Source organism: Arthrobacter sp. JZ12 (assembly GCF_035189165.1).
Lineage (GTDB): Bacteria > Actinomycetota > Actinomycetes > Actinomycetales > Micrococcaceae > Arthrobacter_D.
The window spans coordinates 3,101,851-3,120,314 of sequence record NZ_CP045246.1 but is presented as its reverse complement, the minus strand read 5'-3'; the positions used below and the strand labels follow the sequence as shown (position 1 = coordinate 3,120,314).

At 65.1% G+C, this 18,464-nt stretch carries 15 protein-coding genes; 12 read left to right on the top strand and 3 right to left on the bottom strand.

The window, feature by feature from the left end:
* Nucleotides 1-52 precede the first annotated feature (52 nt).
* The 6 genes from GC088_RS14480 (at nucleotide 53) to GC088_RS14455 (ending at nucleotide 7,310) form a co-directional block, all read left to right on the top strand.
* A complete protein-coding gene (locus GC088_RS14480; protein ID WP_323959697.1) occupies nucleotides 53-385 on the top strand; it encodes an L-rhamnose mutarotase in 333 nt (110 codons plus the stop codon).
* Nucleotides 382-1,479, top strand: coding sequence for a Gfo/Idh/MocA family protein (locus tag GC088_RS14475; protein ID WP_323959696.1), 1,098 nt, complete (start codon nucleotides 382-384; stop codon nucleotides 1,477-1,479). The genes GC088_RS14480 and GC088_RS14475 overlap by 4 nt, the downstream gene beginning before the upstream one ends.
* On the top strand, nucleotides 1,476-2,393 hold the full coding sequence (locus tag GC088_RS14470; protein ID WP_323959695.1) for a glycoside hydrolase family protein: 918 nt from the start codon (nucleotides 1,476-1,478) through the stop codon (nucleotides 2,391-2,393). The genes GC088_RS14475 and GC088_RS14470 overlap by 4 nt, the downstream gene beginning before the upstream one ends.
* Nucleotides 2,394-2,613: 220 nt before the next feature.
* Nucleotides 2,614-3,756, top strand: coding sequence for a ThuA domain-containing protein (locus tag GC088_RS14465; protein WP_323959694.1), 1,143 nt, complete (start codon nucleotides 2,614-2,616; stop codon nucleotides 3,754-3,756).
* Nucleotides 3,757-3,921: 165 nt separating this feature from the next.
* A complete protein-coding gene (locus GC088_RS14460; protein ID WP_323959693.1) occupies nucleotides 3,922-4,599 on the top strand; it encodes a hypothetical protein in 678 nt (225 codons plus the stop codon).
* Nucleotides 4,600-4,745: 146 nt separating this feature from the next.
* Complete coding sequence (locus GC088_RS14455; RefSeq protein ID WP_323959692.1) at nucleotides 4,746-7,310, top strand: rhamnogalacturonan lyase; 2,565 nt, start codon at nucleotides 4,746-4,748, stop codon at nucleotides 7,308-7,310.
* A gap of 81 nt (nucleotides 7,311-7,391) precedes the next feature.
* On the opposite strand, the gene GC088_RS14450 is transcribed toward GC088_RS14455, so the two are convergent.
* Together GC088_RS14450 and GC088_RS14445 are read right to left on the bottom strand one after the other, a co-directional pair.
* Entirely contained in the window at nucleotides 7,392-8,471 is a 1,080-nt protein-coding gene (locus GC088_RS14450) for a hypothetical protein (protein WP_323959691.1), read from the bottom strand.
* Between the two features lie 171 nt (nucleotides 8,472-8,642).
* On the bottom strand, nucleotides 8,643-9,629 hold the full coding sequence (locus GC088_RS14445) for an acetylxylan esterase (RefSeq protein WP_323959690.1): 987 nt from the start codon (nucleotides 9,627-9,629) through the stop codon (nucleotides 8,643-8,645).
* Nucleotides 9,630-9,814: 185 nt separating this feature from the next.
* Here GC088_RS14445 and GC088_RS14440 point away from each other — a divergent pair, with 185 nt between their 5' ends.
* From GC088_RS14440 to GC088_RS14420, 5 genes are read left to right on the top strand one after another with little or no spacing between them, the layout of a single operon-like run.
* The gene (locus GC088_RS14440) at nucleotides 9,815-11,113 is read left to right on the top strand and encodes an ABC transporter substrate-binding protein (RefSeq protein WP_323959689.1); all 1,299 of its coding nucleotides are present in this window, start codon (nucleotides 9,815-9,817) and stop codon (nucleotides 11,111-11,113) included.
* 39 nt (nucleotides 11,114-11,152) lie between these two features.
* The gene (locus GC088_RS14435; protein ID WP_323959688.1) at nucleotides 11,153-12,154 is read left to right on the top strand and encodes a carbohydrate ABC transporter permease; all 1,002 of its coding nucleotides are present in this window, start codon (nucleotides 11,153-11,155) and stop codon (nucleotides 12,152-12,154) included.
* Nucleotides 12,151-13,065 (top strand): carbohydrate ABC transporter permease, encoded by a 915-nt coding sequence (locus GC088_RS14430; protein ID WP_416377472.1) that lies wholly within the window; start codon nucleotides 12,151-12,153, stop codon nucleotides 13,063-13,065. Before GC088_RS14435 ends, GC088_RS14430 begins: the two co-directional genes overlap by 4 nt.
* Nucleotides 13,062-13,685 (top strand): hypothetical protein, encoded by a 624-nt coding sequence (locus GC088_RS14425; RefSeq protein ID WP_323959687.1) that lies wholly within the window; start codon nucleotides 13,062-13,064, stop codon nucleotides 13,683-13,685. The genes GC088_RS14430 and GC088_RS14425 overlap by 4 nt, the downstream gene beginning before the upstream one ends.
* A gap of 57 nt (nucleotides 13,686-13,742) precedes the next feature.
* Nucleotides 13,743-15,716, top strand: coding sequence for a beta-galactosidase (locus tag GC088_RS14420; protein ID WP_323959686.1), 1,974 nt, complete (start codon nucleotides 13,743-13,745; stop codon nucleotides 15,714-15,716).
* A gap of 10 nt (nucleotides 15,717-15,726) precedes the next feature.
* Here the strand turns inward: GC088_RS14420 and GC088_RS14415 are convergent, their stop codons facing one another.
* Nucleotides 15,727-16,581, bottom strand: coding sequence for an alpha/beta fold hydrolase (locus GC088_RS14415; RefSeq protein WP_323959685.1), 855 nt, complete (start codon nucleotides 16,579-16,581; stop codon nucleotides 15,727-15,729).
* A gap of 137 nt (nucleotides 16,582-16,718) precedes the next feature.
* Here GC088_RS14415 and GC088_RS14410 point away from each other — a divergent pair, with 137 nt between their 5' ends.
* Nucleotides 16,719-18,434, top strand: coding sequence for a thiamine pyrophosphate-binding protein (locus tag GC088_RS14410; RefSeq protein WP_323959683.1), 1,716 nt, complete (start codon nucleotides 16,719-16,721; stop codon nucleotides 18,432-18,434).
* The last annotated feature ends 30 nt before the right edge of the window (nucleotides 18,435-18,464 follow it).

Here is an 18,464-nt window from a genome sequence, read left to right as displayed (position 1 = left end):
GATTCACAATGGACCTAGAAGCCCGAGGACAACCCGCTCGAAGAGGAGAACCATGGAACGCGTCTGCTTCCAACTACAGGTGAAGCCCGACCGCCTGGAGGAGTACAAGGAAAGGCATGCCGCAGTGTGGCCCGACATGCTGCGTGCTCTGAAGGACACGGGATGGAACAACTACTCTCTGTTCCTTCGTTCCGACGGGCTGTTGATCGGCTACGTGGAGTCCGAGGACTTCGCCGCCGCACAGCGCGCTATGGCCGAAACCGACGTCAACGCCCGGTGGCAAGCCGAGATGGGCGAGTTCTTTGTTGAGCTCGAGGGCCGCCCGGACGAAGGGTTCGTGCAGATTGAAGAGGTGTTCCACCTCGAAGACCAGTTGGGCCGATGAGCCCGACGACCCGCACACTGCGCGCCGCCATCCTCGGTACTGGTGCTGTTGCCCACCTTCACGCCGAAGCTCTTCGACGTATCCACGGCGTCACCGCTGTCGCCTCCGCTGACCCCAGCGAGGAGCGGGTCCGCGACTTCAACACCCGGCACGGGATTCCGGCCGGGTACGGCAGTCTCGAGGAGCTGCTCGCGGCGGAGGCAGTCGACGTCGTGCACATCTGCACGCCGCCGGCCGGGCATGCCGAGCAAACCGCTGCCGCGTACGACGCCGGTGCTCACGTGATCGCCGAAAAGCCGCCAGCGCTGTCGCTGGCCGAAGTGGACCAGATGCAGGAGGCGGCGCATGCCGCTGGGCGGCAGCTCGCCGTCGTCTTCCAGCAGCGGACAGGAACCGCGGCTACGCATATTCGGAACCTGCTGCGCTCCGGCGAACTTGGACGCCCGCTGACCACGGTGTGCCACACACTCTGGTACCGCGGAACGGAATACTTCGAGGTGCCGTGGCGCGGGACGTGGGAATCCGAGGGCGGCGGCACCACTCTGAGCCACGGAATTCACCAGATCGACCTGTTGGCCTACCTGCTCGGCGAGTGGAGTTCGGCAACCGGTCAACTGTTCCGGCTGGACCGGGGCGTGGAGACGGAGGACACCTCCTGTGGAGTGGTCGTGTTCGAGAGTGGGACGGTTGCTTCGGTCCTGACCACCGTTCTGGCGCCCCGGGAGTCCAGCCTCATCCGCATCGACACGGAGCACGCCACCATCGAACTCGAACACCTCTACGGGCACAACCATGCGAGCTGGAAGATCACCCCGGCCAGGCACATCAGCGCGGAGCGGGCGGCGTCATGGGCGCTCCCCGGAGATGAGGTGCCGAGCGGCCATGACGCGCTGCTGTCGGAAGTGTACAGCGCACTGCTTTCGGGAGCCGATGTTCCCCCGGTTGCAGCCGCACCGACCCGTGCCATGGAAATAGTGGCGGCGCTCTACGCCTCAGCGGGTACCGGCCGCCCCGTCACGCGCGCAGAGCTCTCCGGCCCGGCCATCCGCGGAAGCATGCGTGCTCCCGTGGTCGACCTGAGGCAGGCCCGATGAGCGCGCCGCTCCTGGTCGATCCGCTCGGCGGGCCCACCGACCCTACCGTGATCCGCAATGAGCAGACCGGGCAGTGGTTTATGTTCTACACCCAGCGTCGCCCTGCTGACCCCGGTGCGGGCGTGGAATGGGTGCACGGCAGCAGGATCGGTGTGGCCATGTCCGACGACGGCGCACGCTGGGACTATCACGGCGTGGTGGACGGGCTGGACCCGGACGGCGAAAACGGAGTGAACACACACTGGGCCCCTGAAGTGGTGTGGGACGGGGAGCGCTACCACATGTATCTCTCGTGGATCCGCGGCGTTCCCGGGGCATGGGCCGGCCACGAACGCCGGATCGCCCATCTCACGAGTTCGTACCTTTCCGACTGGCAGCACCAGGGTTTCGTCGAGCTGAGCTCGAACTACGTGATCGACGCCGCCCTCGCCCGGACTGCCGACGGGCAGCTGCGCCTCTGGTACAAGGACGAGGCCGACCATTCCACCACCTGGGCCGCGACCAGCACCGACTGGCAAACCTGGCGCATTGAAGGGCAGGTGATCGGCGGCGACCCGCACGAAGGGCCCAACGTTTTTGAACTGGGCGGCTGGTTTTGGATGATCGTCGACGAGTGGCGGGGCCAGCGCGTTTACCGGTCCGACGACGGCATCGGCTGGACCGCACAGGGCCTCATCCTCGATCGGCCCGGCACCCATCCGGAGGATCGGCAGGTGGGCCGGCATGCCGACGTCGTTGTCTGCGGAAACCATGCTGTGGCGTTCTACTTCACGCACCCGGAGTGGGCCGGGAGCAACGACGTCGAAGTCCAGAGCGGCGCGCTGCGGCGCTCGGAGGTGCACCGCGCCCGGTTGTGGGTGCGCGCCGGTGTACTGGTCTGCGACCGGGACGTCCCGGCCGACGAGCCGCTCTGAACGGAGGCCGGACCCTTCCTATGCTCGGCTATGTTTTGACTGACAACAAAATAAATACGCTCGTAACCATGGCACTTTCCGTCACTTGGCCTTTTACTGGTTAATAAGTTGTCGATCACAACATTTCCTCGCTGGCGTGGATGTGGTGTCCTCGACGGCCGAACAGCTGGAGTCCGCCCTGCGACTCCCGTGCTGGGACAGTCAAAGTAGAAGGAGCGCAATGAAGCGATACATCAACCCGACTCTGCTCGGCGTGCTTGGAGCGGCGCTGGTGGTTCCGGCGCTGGCCATGGCGCCGGCCCAAGCCGAACCGGTCTCGACAGGGGCGGAGGCGGTTGAAGACTACGACGTGCTTGTCGTCGGAAAGACCACCGGCTTCCGCCACAGCAGCATCGACGAGGCGACGACGGCAATCATCGCCCTCGGCGAGGCGAACGGGTTCACCGTGGACGTTTGGGACCCGCCGACCACACCGAGGAATCAAGGCCAGCCCGAGCGTACGCTGCCCAGCACTCCGTTCACGACGGCGGCGGATCTTGCCAAGTACGAGACCATTGTTTTCGTTTCCACGGTGGATGGCACCAACAACCTCGATCCGGCGAAACCGACGCTGCTCGACGAGGGTGAACTGAAGGCATTCCAGGGTTACATCCGTGCAGGCGGCGGCTTCGCCGGCGTCCATGCGGCGACCGATTCAATGCACACCATCCCCTGGTACAGCGAGCTCACGGGCGGCGGTGCGCGGTTCGTCAGCCATCCTGCCCAGCAGACGGCAGTCCAGGTGGTTGAAGACGGCACCCACCCTTCGACGGAGCACCTGTCGGAAACCTGGACACGCTTCGATGAGTGGTACAACTTCACGCAGAGCCCCCGCGATGCAGTGCGGGTCCTCACCAACCTGGATGAGGGTACGTACAACCCAGGAGGCAACGCGATGGGCGCTGACCACCCGTTGTCCTGGTGCCACAACTTCGAGTCTGCCCGCTCCTGGTACACCGCTGGAGGGCATACGGAAGCGTCGTACACGGACCCGGTCTTCCTGGAACACCTGCTGGGCGGGATCGCATGGTCGGCCGGCGCGGTAAGCGGCGGCGGTGACTGCGTCACCTGGGGTGAGGTCGAAACCCTGACCGCAGGCTTGCTCGCTGAAGGAGACATCTCGGCGAAGGCTGCCACCCAGGTGGCGAAGCAGCTTGAAAAGGCAAAGGAGTTCGCCGAAGCCGGCCTGCATGCCGATTCCGCAGCCAAGCTCAACGCAGCGGCGGCCCAGGTCTACGCTCACGTCGAGCGTGATTCCGAAGCGTACGATCAGCTGCTCGAGAAGGTTGAGGACCTCCAGGTCTGGCAGAGCGAGCTGGACTAGGGGCGGTGCCTGCCGCACCGGCTGCCGAACTGCGCCGGTGCGGCAGGAGCCGTTCCACCGCCCGCCGCGGCGGAAGTAAGAATCCGCTGCCTGCGCACCAACCGCCGGTGCAACAGAGCAGCGGCTCAAGAACTACGAATCAACCCTGAAGGGCCGACGATTCCCTTGAAGCATCCTTCACGCCCCTCCTCCAAGACGCGTTTTCTTGCCGCAGCCGGCGTGGCCGCCGTCGTCGTAGCGTTAACTGGTGCCCTCGCCGCAGGACAGCCGGGTACAGAACAGAACGCGCCCGAACAAGGGTCCATTCATGCCGTAGCTGAACAAATGGCGGCGCAACAGGCCGATGACAGGGCTGAGCTCAACGCCGACCTTGCTGCAGCCGGCGAAGAGGCACATGCGCACATCGCGCACGTGCTGCAGGAATTCGCTTCCGCTGTGCCGGTGGAGGGGACCGGCAACTCGAACCCGGCGGGCCTTGACGAAGTGAACGCGTGGCATTCCGAACTTGCGCTCGCGACGTCTGCCCTGGAAACCGTCGAAGACGGAACAAGCGATCAGACGGTTGTTCGCGAGTCCTTCATCGGTGCTGCCCAGCTGCTTCACGCAGCAACCGATGGGTACAAGCAGCTCCTGACCGTGCACCCGGGAGAGCGGGAAGCCCTCACTGCAACCGTGGGCGCGCAGCGCGACGCCGCGGTACGTCTCTGGCAGGCCGGTGCAGCCCAACTCGACACCCTTACCGTCGGCTCGGGCGGAGGGCACGTGCACCTCTTCCTGGCACCGGACGGTGACCCTGATGCCGTTCCGCTCGAGTTCCGGGAGCCGGAAGGTCACGGCTCCTAAGCGCTCGTCCACAGCGGGACTATCGCTGGGCCAGGCGCGCCCAGCGGGGAAGTGTGCTGGTTCACATTGACCTTGGAAAAACCTTGACCTTCGCCGAGCACTTCCCCTAGCGTTGAGAAAGCGTTTTCCCTTGAAAGGATTCAAAGATGAACCCGCGCTATCGATTCATCCCCGTTCCGGCAACGCTCGCCCTGAGTGCAGCCCTGATCGCAGGAGGCGGGGGAGTTCCCGCCGCCGCAGCTCCGGCTCCGGATGCCGCCCCAGGTATCCAGCTCGAACACCTCGACCGCGGCCTTGTTGCAGCCGCCACTTCCGAAGGAACCTTCCTCAGCTGGCGCCTCCTCGCCACGGAAGTCACTGGCGCAGGCGACACCGGCCAGACCGGCGCCGACTTCGCCGTCTACCGCAACGGCGAAAAGATCACCACGGTGACCGACAGCACCAACTACCTCGACCCCGACGCCACGGAGGGCGCCACCTACTCGGTTGCCGCCGTCGTCGACGGCGTTGAACTGGACCGCAGTGACGAGGTGAGCCCCTGGGCACAGGGATACACCGAAATCCCGCTCCAGAAGCCGGCCGACGGTGTCACTCCGGTAGGGCAGAGCTACACCTACAACGCCAGCGACATGAGCCTCGGCGACGCCGATGGCGACGGAAGCTACGAGTACGTAGTGAAGTGGGAGCCCAATAATTCCAAGGACGTGTCGCAGGTGGGCTACACCGGCAACACCTACATCGACACCTACACCCTCGACGGGACGCTGCTGCACCGGATCGACCTCGGCGTGAACATCCGCTCCGGCGCCCACTACACGCAGTTCATGGTCTACGACTTCGACGGCGACGGCCGCACCGAGTTGATGATGAAGACCGCGCCGGGCACCACCATCACCAAGTACACCGACGGTGTAGCCGGCGAACCCGAGTACATCACCCTGCCGGCCGACGACGTCGCCGCGGGCTACAGCAACACCGACGACTACCGGCTCTCGGCGGAGGGCTACTACGAGCACGTGGTGAATATGTTCGCCACCTGGCACGAGCACCCTGAGGTTGTGGCCGGCAACTGGCCCGCGACGCTCGAGGAAGCGTTCGGCATCGAGCAGCGGTACGAGTACCCGTTGTCGGACGCCGATGCGCGCGCCATGGCGGATTACTTCATCGACGTCTACGCACCGTCCCGCAGCACGCGCAACAACCTGCGCGCCTTCGAGGGCTTCATCCTCAGCGGTCCCGAGTACCTGACCGTGTTCGACGGCGCGACCGGCGACGAACTGCAGACCGTTGACTACGAGCCGGGCCGCCACGACGACGGCCTGATGTGGGGCGATTACGCCATGAGCCGGATCGAGCCGGGCAACCGTGTGGACCGCTTCCTTGCCGGCGTTGCCTACCTCGACGGCCAGCGTCCCTCCGCGGTGTTCGCCCGCGGCTACTACACCCGCTCCACCCTCGTCGCCTACAACTGGGATGGCAAGAACATCTCGAAGGTCTGGAACGTCGACAGCGGCTGGACTCCCATGACCAACCCGTTCAATGACGGCCCGCACGGACGCCTCGGAACCGACCCCGAATTCGGCTCGATCACCACCCAGGGCTTCCACTCGCTCAGCGCGGCAGATGTCGACGGCGACGGCAAGCAGGAAATCGTCTACGGCTCGGCCACAATCGACGACGACGGCTCGCTCCTCTACAGCTCGTTCGACACCATGCCCGCCGGCAGCGGCAACCCGGGTGCCGAGGCCGGCCTGGGCCACGGCGACGCAATGCACGTGACTGATATCGACCCCAACCGTCCGGGCCAGGAAATCTGGACCGTTCACGAGGGCGGCCAGTGGGCTCCCTACGGTTCCGTCCTGCGCGACGCGGCCACCGGTGAACCGATCTTCGGCGCCTACTCCGGCCGTGACACCGGCCGAGGCATGATCGGCGACGTCCGTACGGACGTCAGCGGAATCGAGGTCTGGGCCAGCATGCCGGGCGGCTCTGACGGATCCGGACTGCTGTCCTCCACCGGTGAGCAGCTGGAAGGCCGTACCCCCGGCACCAACCAGAGCATCAAGTGGGGCGCGGACATGACTACCCAGCTGGTCAACGGTTCGGGCAACTCGACGGTCACCATCGATGACTGGACCCGCGGGCGCGTGCTGACCGCCGAAGGAACCCGCACCAACAACGGCACCAAGGGCAACCCGGCACTTGTCGCGGACGCGTTCGGCGACTGGCGCGAGGAGTTGTTTGTCCGCACGGCGGACAGCTCGGCCATCCGCGTGTACCTCAGCACCGAGGTCACCGGCCACAAGCTCACCTCATTGATGCACGACCCGCAGTACCGCGCCGAGGTGGCCCGCCAGAACACCAGCTACAACCAGCCGTCCTACACGAGCTACTACTTCGCCTCGGACATGGACTTCGCCAACGTCCCCGTTCCGGACACCTGGACCCCGGGTATCGTCGCGGACCTGCAGGGCATGCTGGAGGAGCTCGTTGAGAGCGGCGATGTGGCCGGACCGGTCGCCAAGCAGCTCGAAGCCGCACTGGCCCAGGCCCGTGAGGGTGTTGAGCAGGGCAACCTCGGTAACGTCGGCAAGGCGATGGACCGCTTCGTGAAGTTCCTGGACCAGGGCAAGAAGCCGGACGTTGTTTCAGACTCTGTCCGCGCCATCCTGGGCTCCTCAGCCCAGACGGTGCTCGGCATGGTCCGGTAGCCGCACCGGAGATTCTCGTAGATCTGGCGGGTCGGGCATGTGCCGGGCCCGCCATCTCTCTGCTCAGAAGTTACGCAAGGGCTAGACGTCGTTTCGGGTGAAAGCGGCGGCGCGGACAACGTCGTCGTTCTCCAACCCCGCGCCCAGCGCACCGCCTACGGTCGCCAGCGCCGCCGTCAGCAGGCTGAGCTGCGCGTATTCCGCCAGTCCCACCGGCTGACCGACGACGGCGGCAAAGACACCCGAGTCCACGAGCAGCACCGCTGCGAGGAACGATAGGACAAAGAGCGCGCCGAAGAAGGTCACGACGCCGATGACCACCGTCGCCGTCGTAGCCAGGTTGAAGAGGGCCACCTGCTCGCGCTCGATCCGGCGCCGCGGGCGCTCCCAAAGATCCGCCCCGATCATCAGCGTGAGCGTCACGGCGCCCACGGCGAGAAAGGTCAGCAGCACGAGCCGCCAGGGTCCGTAGGCCGTCGCAAGCATCCACAGGTCGCTGGTTGCCAGCGTCACGACGCCGGCAGCGGCCGCCGCGGTCAGCGCGCGGGACAGGCTGACGGCCAAGCGCCATGGCCGGTTGGCAAGGATGAGCCCGAGCAGCACCCGTGCATTTCCTGCAACCACCCGACCCGTGAAGGACACCGGGTTCTCCTCGGCGCGGTCGGGCAGGTCGTCAGCCATCTCACGCGCCCTGCGTGCCCGGTCGGCGGGTTCATCGTCCTCGTCCCAGCCGGCGAGCGGACCGACCAGCCGGGCAACCGCCGTCGTGATGCTTTCCCGCCGGCCGACCGCGCGCAGTGCCGGCAGGGCGACCAGGCCCACCTTATGAACAGGACTGATTTGGGTAAGCACCGGCTTGCGCCCGCTGCGCAACGCAAGGTCGCTCAAGACGACGGCTAGGTCCCAGTCCTCGTCGAGCAGCCTGTCCCGGGCGGTTTCGAGCAGTTCGGACGGCGCTGCGCCGTCGAGGGCCTCGGTCTCTACCTCCAGGCGCCAACCAATGCCCGGGTGCGACTCGCTCAGAAGCCGGGGCAGGGCCTCGCCAATTTCCTGCCTGGACTCAGCATCCAGGCTCGGCGGGACAACGACGCCGAGGGTCAGGACGGGCTTGTCGGTCGGCTGCGGGGATGGCGAAATTTCTGACGGCGATGTTTCTGACACCGGTCAATTTTCGCCGCATGTCGTGCGTAGGCCGAAATCGGAGGTTGCACGAACACCGCGGATCCGTTGCCTCGGCTCAGAAGGGGTGCGCCGCCGCAGCCCAACGGGAGCGAGGGCAACGGATCCGCGGGCCAGGCGCCGGGTGTACCAGTGCAGACGTCTCACGCGGCGCTACACGGAGGCGAACATCTCCCGCTGGAACCGGATGGCCGCCTCGCTCTGCAGTGCGCCGCCGTGTTCGTGTCCGTTGTAGGGGTAGACGTTGATCGACTTTGGACCGGCGTAGGCGTTGTAGGCCGCGTAGACGCAGGACGGGGGGCAGATGTCATCCAGCAGCCCAACCGAGAACAGCGCCGGCATGCTGGCGCGCGCGGCGAAGTTGACGCCGTCGAAATAGCTGAGGGTGGAGAAGATCTCCTCCTCGCGGCCGCGCTGGACGCCGAGGTAGCGCACCAGCTCCCCGTACGGAGCTGTGTCCACAATTTCGGTAGCGCGACGGATGTGGGACATGAACGGCACATCCACGACGGCGGCGATCGGCGCGGTCTCAAGCACCGTGGGTGCCAGCGCCGCCGAAGCAAGCGCGATTGCCCCGCCCTGGCTGCCGCCTGAGATCAGGACACGGGACGGGTCCACGAACGGGTGGGCCTGGGCGGCCTCGACCGCCCGGACGGCGTCGGTGAACAGGCGACGGTAGTAGTAGGTCTCGGGTGAATCGATTCCCAGCGTCAGGTGTCCGCCGAAGTGGGGCCCGCTGACTCCGGGATCGGGGGTGTCGCCGCTCCTGTGCCCCGCTCCCTGCCCGCGCAGGTCCATGACAAAGTGCGCGACGCCGGTGCTAGGGATTGCGGTCCACTCGCCGAGAAGGCTCCGACCGCCGCCATAGCCGATGTAGGTCACCACGGTAGGAAGCGGTCCGGCGGCAGCCCGGGGACGCAGCATCCACGCCTTGATCGGGTGGCCGCCATAGCCGGCGAAGGTGGCGTCCTCGGTGATGAGCTCCGAATAGCCTGCGTCCACCTCCTCATACCGGGCATCGAGATTGAAGGACGCCGCTTCAGCGAGCGTCTTTTCCCAGAAGGCGTCGAAGTCAGCGGGCTCGGTGCGTTCAGGCGCATATTGCTCCAGCTGCGCGAGGGGAAGGTCAAACTGCGGCATTGCGGTAGTCCCTTGGCTCGGATGGTCTCGGAAGTATCACAGATCACATTATTCTAGGAGTAGGTCTTGCGCCTTGAGACGATTCAATTTAGTCTCGTTGGAGAGCGCTTTCCGTGACGTACACCACTGTACCAGCGGCTTGAAGAGCTTCACCTCATATCTGAGCCGTTCCCAGGAGGACAAAGATGTTCAATAAATTCTCACGACGTGCCGGGTCCGGCGTCGCGGTGACCGTTGCGGCAGCGCTCATGCTGACTGCCTGCGGCGGCAACGGCGGCGGCGAGGCGGGCGGCACGCCTGATCCCAATGAGGAAGTGACTCTCAACTTCACCTGGTGGGGCAACGAGGACCGTGCCAAGCGCTACGAGGAGGCCATCGCACTGTTCGAGGAAGAAAACCCGAACATCGACGTCAACGGCACCTTCATGGACTTCCCTGCCTATTGGGAGAAGCGTCAGACCGAGGCAGCAGGTGGCGGCCTGCCCGACGTCATGCAGTTCGACTACAGCTACCTGCGCCAGTACGGCCAGAACGGACTGCTCCTCGACCTCAACGACTACATCGGTAACGGCCTGACGACGGACGGCATCGACGAGACTCTGATGGCCACCGGCAAGCTTGAGGACCAGACCCTCGGCGTTCCCACCGGCTACAACGCCTGGTCCCTCTTCGAAAACCCGGCCCTGATCGAGCAGGCCGGCGTCGAAGGCTACGAAGGCGGCACCTCCTGGGAAGAGTACGAGGAGTACATGGCAAGCGTCAGCGACGCCAGCGATGACATCTGGGGCGGCACCGACTACACCGGGCGTATTCAGAACTTCGAACTCCAGCTTCGCCAGGAAGGCCGCGAGCTCTTCACCGAAGACGGCCAGCTCAACTTCACCCAGGAAGAGCTCGCTGAGTTCTGGAGCAGCACTGCTGATCTCCGCGAAAGCGAGGCAGTAATCCCCGCCCGCACGCTGGAGGAAGTCCTGCCGAAGTCCGGCTTCGGTTCCAACCTCACTGCAAGCGAGATGACCTGGTCCAACTTCATGGGCGGCTACCTCGGTGACACGGGCGCTGAAGACCTGAACATCGTAGCTCCGCCCACCAGCGACCCCTCCGTGAAGGACCTCTACCAGAAGCCCTCCATGCTGCACGCCGTGTCGGCCGGGACCGAGCATCCTGAGGCTGCTGTCGCTTTCGTCGAATTCCTCATCAACAGCCCTGAGGTCGGCAAGATCTTCGGCGCATCGCTTGGCGTTCCCGCTTCGGAGACCGCTCTCGAGGGCGCCGCACTCGAAGGCCCGGAGCTCGAGGTCAAGGAGTACCTGGACTCAGTCGCTGACCGCATCGGCGAACCGCCCGCAGCTCCGGTTGTCGGCTACGGCGCGCTCGAGAACACCTTCCTGACCCTGGGCACCTCCATCGGTCTCGGATCCGTCACTCCTGAAGACGCTGCACAGCAGTTCTTCGACGAGGCCGCAGTCACACTCGCCGGCTGATCATCGACCCGAGTTATCCCTGTTATATAGGAGCAGTTCATGACAACGGGATCGGCGCACGCGCCAACTAAAACCCGCACTACCGCCGAACCCGGCACCCGTCCGGCGGGCAACCGCCGGACGGGTGGTCAGCCCAAGCGCAAGGGCAGCAAGGAATACCTCCGGCAGGAGAACTTAATTGGTTACGCATTCCTGTCGCCGTGGCTACTGGGGCTCTTCGCACTCACGCTGGGGCCTATGCTCTTCTCGCTGTACCTGGCGTTCACGGATTACAACATCTTCACAGCCCCCGAGTGGTCCGGCCTGGCCAATTTTGAACGCATGGCCGGTGACACGGTTTTCTGGGGATCAGTCCAGATCACCCTGATCTACGTACTGGTGGGAACACCGATCAAGCTCGCTGCGGCTCTCGCCGTGGCTATGCTGTTGAACTTCAAGTCGAAGGGCACCGGGTTCTTCCGCTCGGCGTTCTACGCCCCCAGCCTTATCGGTGCCTCCGTCTCGATCGCGATCGTCTGGCGGGCCATGTTCTCCGCAAACGGCCCCGTAGACAGCGGACTCAGCCTCTTCGGAATCAACCTCGGCGGCTGGGTCGGCGTTCCGGCCCTGATCATGCCGATGATGATCCTCCTCGCAGTCTGGCAGTTCGGAGCCCCCATGGTGATCTTCCTGGCGGGCCTGAAGCAGATCCCTGCCGAACTCTACGAAGCAGCTTCCGTGGACGGCGCCAAGGCAGGACGCAAGTTCCTCAGCGTCACACTGCCGATGCTCTCGCCGGTCATTTTCTTCAACCTGCTGCTCGAGATGATCGGTGCCTTCCAGATCTTCGCATCCGCCTACATCATCGGTTCGGGCACCGGCGGCCCCGCAGGCGCCACCAACTTCTACACGGTCTACCTGTACACCCGCGCTTTCACCAACAACCAGATGGGCTACGCCTCGGCCATGGCCTGGGTACTGCTGGTAGCGGTAGGCATTCTCGCTTTTATCCTTTTCCGCACCTCCAAGAGTTGGGTGCACTACGGAGGTGACTCCCGATGACCACCATGAATATTGGGTCAGCAACCGGGTCCGACAAAAAGGCCGTCCAGCCCACACGCGGGCGGCGCCAGAGCACCCGAAAGACCGTTGCCACGGCGGTCTGGATCGTAGGCATCCTCCTGCTCACCGCCGTCGTGCTCTATCCGCTGGTCTGGATGATTTCCGCTTCCTTCAAGCCCAGCGCGGAGTTCGGGTCAAACCAGGGCTTCCTGCCCGAAAATCCGACCTTCGACAACTTCATCAAAGTGATGGAGGGCGTTGCGGGTATCCCCACCTGGAAGTTCTTCTGGAACTCCACAATCCTGGGTATCGGCGCCGTGATCGGCACCGTTATTTCGTCCTCCATGGCCGCGTACGCATTCGCCCGCCTGGACTTCAAGGGCCGGCCGATGCTCTTCGCCATGATGATCGGAACGCTCCTGCTTCCGTTCCACGTGCTGATCATTCCCCAGTACATGATCTTCAGGAACCTCGGCATGGTGGACACGTTCTTCCCCCTCCTGGTCGGCAAGTTCCTTGCCACCGAAGCATTCTTCGTCTTCCTGATGGTTCAGTTCATCCGCAATCTGCCCAAGGAACTGGACGAAGCAGCACGCATTGACGGCTGCGGGCACTGGCGGATCTTCTGGTCCATCACCATCCCGCTGATCAAGCCGGCGCTCATCACCTCCTCGATCTTCGCGTTCATTTGGAGCTGGAACGACTTCCTCGGCCCGCTGCTCTACCTGAACTCGCCTGACAACTACCCGCTGCCGCTCGCCCTGCGCGTCTTCAACGACCAGACCAGCGGCTCCGACTACGGAGCAACCGTGGCCATCTCGGTCCTCGCGCTGCTGCCGGTGATGCTGTTCTTCATCATCTTCCAGCGGTTCCTCGTGGACGGCGTTGCCACCCAGGGCCTCAAGGGATGACACCCCGCAACCTCCGCAAGCGGCGCGAACGGCCCCTGCCAGACGGTTCCCAGCTCAAGTGGCCGGGAGCCGAGGGGAAGTTCGCGCTGTTCGCGGAGGTTCTCTGGCTTGGAGTCCTGACCGCGGTTGGCGGCCTCCTGCTCATCACCCTTCCGGCGGCAATCGTTGCCTCCACGCGACACCTCCACCGCTACCTGCTTGCTGAGCGGTCAACGATTGGGCAATGGCGGTCGGACTTCGTCGCGGCACTTCGCACCGGCTGGATCGTGGGGCTTGCGACGACGGTGCTCGCCGTCGTCCTGATCTTCAACCTCCTGCTCTCCGGGATGCAGATCCTGCCCGGCTGGCAAGTGGTCTTCGGTGTCGGGATCCTCGCCCTCACCGCGCTGGCGATCCTGCTGCTGCAGTCAGCCGTTCGATGGACCCCGCACAAGGGATGGCGCGAGGCCGTCCGCGAAGGTCTGGCCAGCTTCACCAGTGATCCGGGGGCGATTGTTCCGCTGCTGATCGCGCTGGCGCTGACCGTCGTCGTGACCTGGCAATTGCCGCCGTTGTTGGTGCCAGGGCTGGGTTGCCTGATGTTTGCGGTGCTCGTGGTCAAGGAACGCGAGCGCCGGTAGCAGTACCTCTCCGAATCCGCAGCACCTCTCCAAACTCTCTTCGAAAGGAACACCACCGTGCACTACGGCGGCGATTACAACCCTGAGCAGTGGCCGGAAAGCGTTTGGACGGAGGACGTCCAGCGGATGCGGGAAGCGGGGGTGACCATGGTCAGCCTCGGCATCTTCGCCTGGTCGCGGATCCAGCCCGCCGAAGATGTCTACGACTTCGAGTGGCTGGACAGGGTGATCGACCTCCTGCACACCAACGGAATCGCCGTCGACCTGGCCACCGCCACGGCGTCGCCTCCGCCGTGGATGACGGTCGCCTACCCGGACATCCTCGCCGCCGACGAGAACGGTGCGCCCTACTGGCATGGCAGCCGGCAGCACTACGCGCCGTCGTCGCCGTCGTACCGCCGCCTTGCCTCCGCGCTGGTCCAGCGCATCGCCGAGCGGTATGCCGACCACCCCGCGGTGGTCCTGTGGCACGTCAACAACGAGTACGGCTGCCACATGAACCTCGACTACTCCGACTCCGCACGGGACGCCTTCCGTGTATGGCTGAAGCGGAAGTACGGAACGTTGGAGGAACTGAACGCTGCGTGGGGAACGTGGTTCTGGGCCCAGCACTACGAGTCCTTCGACCACATCTTCCCGCCCCGCAAGGCGCCTTACAGCCACAACCCCGGCCAGTTGCTCGACTTCCGCCGGTTCACTTCCGACATGCTGCTCGAGTGCTACCGGATGGAGCGGGACATCATCCGCGCCGCCGGGGCCACCCAACCGGTCACCACAAACTTCATGGGCGCATTCAAGCCCGGAAACTACTGGGAGTGGGCCGCGGAGATGGATGTCATCTCCGACGACTGCTACCCGGACCCCAATGAGGCCGAGTCCTTTCGCGCCGGTGCTTTCCAGCGTGACCTCATCCGGTCCTTCAAGCCCGAAACGCCGTGGCTGCTGATGGAACAGTCCACCAATGCCCTCAACTGGCGGCCGACGAACGCGCCCAAGGCACCGGGCCAGATGCAGGCACTCAGCATGCAATCCGTGGGCCGCGGCGCTGACGGCATCCTCTTCTTCCAGTGGCGGCAGTCGCGTGCCGGTGCTGAGAAGTTCCACTCTGCGATGCTGCCCCACGCCGGAACATCGACGCGTACCTGGCGCGAAGTGGTTCAGCTGGGCGAGGACCTTGCAGCCCTGCCGCAGCTTCCAGTAGGCGCGCGAGATGCCCGTGTGGCCATCGTCTTCGACTGGGAGAACTGGTGGGCCATCGAAAACCCCGACCACCCGGTGGTGCTGGACTACGTCGAATGCGTGCAACGCTGGTACTTCGCGATTCACCGTCAGCACGTTCAGGTGGACTTCGTCCGCCCGACGTCGGACCTCTCCCAGTACGCCGTTGTTGTTGCCCCGCAGCTCTACCTGCTGACCGCCGACGGCGCCGCCAACCTCACGCGCTTCGTCGAGGCCGGCGGGCACCTGCTCGTGTCGGCCTTCAGCGACGTTGTTGACGAATACGACCGCTTCCGCGAGGGCGGCTACCTCACCCAGCTGGGACCGGTGCTCGGAGTGACCCTTGAGGAATTCGGTGCCCTCGTACCGCCGAACTCCGACGGTCCCGGCCAGCGCACCGCACCGGTCACGCTGGGTGGGAACACCTTCGACGGCCTCTACTTCGCCGAGGAGATCGCCGCGGTCGGTGCGGAGGTTCTCGCGACCTTCAGCACCGGCCGCACCGAGGGCATGCCCGCCTTCACGGCGGCCACCGCCGGTGCCGGCCGTGCCTACTACCTCGCAACCGTGCCCGACGACGACGGCGCGCGCCTAGTGACTGCGCACGTGTTCGCAGGTGCCGGCGTCGTGCCCGTCCTTGAGGGCCTGCCCGAACAGGTGGAGGCGGCCCAGCGGGGCGACGTGGTGACCGTGATCAATCACGGAACCGACGCCGTCGCGGTCGAGGTGTCCGGCACCGACCTGCTCACGGGCGACGCCGTGGACAAGGTTCACCTGGAGGCCTACGGATACGCGCTGGTGCGCCGGGGCTGACTTCCGCCGGTTAGCCGCGCGTCTTGGAATCGCTCATGAGGGCTGATTCCCGCTCGTTCGCGGGCATCGGCGCGTCAAGGAATGGAACCACCAGTTCCAGCACCAGGGACGGGCGGCTCAGGCCGAAGAAGTGGGTGGTGCCCGGGAGCACTGCAAGCTGGGAGGCGGGCACGCCCTCGAAGTCGCCGTTCACGTCCCCGCCGCGCAGCTGAAGGAATCGGACGGCGTGCTCGAGGTGCACCATGTCGCAGTCACCGACGGTGATCAGGGTCGGCGCCTCGATGGCCTTAATCTGGTCCTCGGACCAGCCGGAGTTGCCGTTGTCGAAGCAGACCAGTTTGTTGAGCAGGTCCTGCAGTTTCTCCGGGTTCGGCGACTTGGCAAGGTAGTCCGCCTCCATTGGGGTGCCGGCGATCATGTCCACGGTCATCTCCTCCATGGCGCCCTGGTCCTCACCCCGGTCGCCGGAGGGGTCGAAGGACACCGACGATACGACGATTTTCCGCACCAGTTCGGGGTACTGGGTCGCGAGTTCGATGGTTACCGCACCGCCGATGCTGTAGCCGAAGACATCCACCTTGCCGATGCCCAGATGATTCAACAGCCCGGCGACGTCGGATGCCAGTCCCGCACTGGTCAGCGGGCGGTCTGCATCCCCTGTCCTTCCGTGGCCCTGGAAATCCGTGGCGATCACCTTCCGGGATTGGGCCAGCCCCGGGATGAGTCCGCCGAATTGGAGGTCGATATTGAACAAGCCGCCGTGCAGGAGGAGAAGCGGAACTCCTTCTCCGTCACCGTGGATCTCGTAGTACATGTCGAGCCCGCTGACGGGGGCATATCCGGTGATTGGTGTGGTGGCGTTCATCGTGATGCTTCCTTTCGTCGGTCCAGCGGTTTCTGGATTCGCTTGGTAGACGGGACTCGCTCCGAAGAATCATCGGTCCCGTGAAAGCCGATGACCACGGATCTGCCCTTAGGCTGGGTGCGACCACACAATGGAGAGTGAGTACACCCATGCCGAGCGCCCGCACAACGGTTCCGCCCAGTTCAGCCCCCACCCTGCCCGACGAAGGCCACGTGTCCGCAGCCGTAGCCGACGTTATAGCCCAACGGACAAGCCATCTCTTCGGGCTCATGGGCAACGGAAATGCGCACCTAATCAGCCGGCTTACCCGCCGCGGCTTCCCCTTCACGTCAGCACGCCACGAGTCGGCAACCGTCGCGATGGCCGACGCCTACTACCGCGCCACCGGACGGATAGCCGTGGCAACAACCACTTACGGTGCCGGCTTCACCAACGCCTACACCACCCTGGCGGAGGCGCGGATCGCCCGTATCCCGCTGGTGCTGGTGGTGGGGGACGCGCCGTCCGCCGGGCCCCGACGCTTTGACATCGACCAGGCGAAGGCAGCCGAAGCGCTGGGCGTGACCACGCTGGTCGCTACCCAACGGAACGCCGAAGCCATCACCCACCGCGCCTTCGATCTTGCCCTGCAGACGGTGCAACCGGTCATCGTGTCCATCCCGTACGATCTCGCCACGGCGCCGCTCGCCCGACCGGAACACGAACCAGAACGCGAACTGGAACCGCTCCCCGCCAAGCAGCCGTGGCCCCCGAGTGACGCCGAGTTGGACCGGGTGGCGGCGCTGCTCTCCGCCGCCCGGCGTCCGGTGGTCATCGCGGGAAGGGGAGTGGTGCTGGCCGACGCCGCCCGGCCGCTGAAGGAGCTCGGCGACCGCCTCGGAGCACTTTTCATGACGTCGGTCATGGCAGTCAATGCGTTCGACAGCGAGTGGGACCTTGGTGTCGCGGGCGGCTTCACCCGCCGCCACCGGCTCGAGGTGGCCCGGCAGGCCGACGTCGTCCTGGTGATGGGTGCCAGCATGAATATCTTCCAGACCCGGTATGGGACGTTGTTCCCGCCGTCGACCAGGATCATCCGGGTGGACAACGAGCCCCAGGAAGAACACCCGATCGCGGTGGACTACATCCGCTCCGACATCCTGCCCTTCATCGAGGGGCTGCTCGAGCGCGTTCAGCCCTCGTCGCAGCCTTGGCGGGACGCTGTTCCGGAAGTGGCCGGCGAGGAGTTCCGATCTTCCCGTCCGATCGAGGATCCGATGGAGTTCGGCCCGGACGGCCGGCTGAATCCGCGCGCGGTGGTCGCCGCCCTTGACCGGATCCTGCCGGCGGAACGCTCGGTGGTGATGGACGGAGGGCATTTCATCGGCTGGGCGCCCATGTACCTTTCCGTCCCCGACCCTCACGCGATGATCCTGGTGGGAACCGCGTTCCAGTCAATCGGCATGGGGTTCGGATCCGCCGCGGGCGTCTCGGTGGCACGACCGGAACGCACCACCGTGCTGGTCAGCGGCGACGGCGGAGGGCTAATGGGTCTCGCCGACTTCGAGACCTTCCTCCGCGCCACACGCAGGGGAGTTGCGGTGGTCCTGAACGACTCCGCCTACGGCGCGGAGCTGCACCAGTACGCCGCGAAGGGGCTGCACGATCAGGCGATGCTGATCGAGGAAGTGGATTTCGCCGCCGTCGGGCGCGCTTTGGGGGCCAGCGGCTGCAAGGCGCGCTCGTTGGCGGACCTTGGGGCGCTTGAGGAGTGGCTTGCCACGCACGACGACGGCGTTTTCGTTCTCGACGTCGCCATCTCCCAGCAGGTGGTTGCTGAATTCATGGCCGAGTCGGTGGCTCTCACGAAGTAGGAAGAAAAGTGAGTGGACGGCCGGCACCAC

Coding starts and splice junctions, on each gene's coding strand:
- GC088_RS14445 (WP_323959690.1), bottom strand. CDS start 9,629: ATGCCGCAGTTTGACCTTCCCCTCGCGCAGCTGGAGCAATATGCGCCT.
- GC088_RS14435 (WP_323959688.1), top strand. CDS start 11,153: ATGACAACGGGATCGGCGCACGCGCCAACTAAAACCCGCACTACCGCC.
- GC088_RS14480 (WP_323959697.1), top strand. CDS start 53: ATGGAACGCGTCTGCTTCCAACTACAGGTGAAGCCCGACCGCCTGGAG.
- GC088_RS14415 (WP_323959685.1), bottom strand. CDS start 16,581: ATGAACGCCACCACACCAATCACCGGATATGCCCCCGTCAGCGGGCTC.
- GC088_RS14470 (WP_323959695.1), top strand. CDS start 1,476: ATGAGCGCGCCGCTCCTGGTCGATCCGCTCGGCGGGCCCACCGACCCT.
- GC088_RS14430 (WP_416377472.1), top strand. CDS start 12,151: ATGACCACCATGAATATTGGGTCAGCAACCGGGTCCGACAAAAAGGCC.
- GC088_RS14425 (WP_323959687.1), top strand. CDS start 13,062: ATGACACCCCGCAACCTCCGCAAGCGGCGCGAACGGCCCCTGCCAGAC.
- GC088_RS14455 (WP_323959692.1), top strand. CDS start 4,746: ATGAACCCGCGCTATCGATTCATCCCCGTTCCGGCAACGCTCGCCCTG.
- GC088_RS14465 (WP_323959694.1), top strand. CDS start 2,614: ATGAAGCGATACATCAACCCGACTCTGCTCGGCGTGCTTGGAGCGGCG.
- GC088_RS14475 (WP_323959696.1), top strand. CDS start 382: ATGAGCCCGACGACCCGCACACTGCGCGCCGCCATCCTCGGTACTGGT.
- GC088_RS14440 (WP_323959689.1), top strand. CDS start 9,815: ATGTTCAATAAATTCTCACGACGTGCCGGGTCCGGCGTCGCGGTGACC.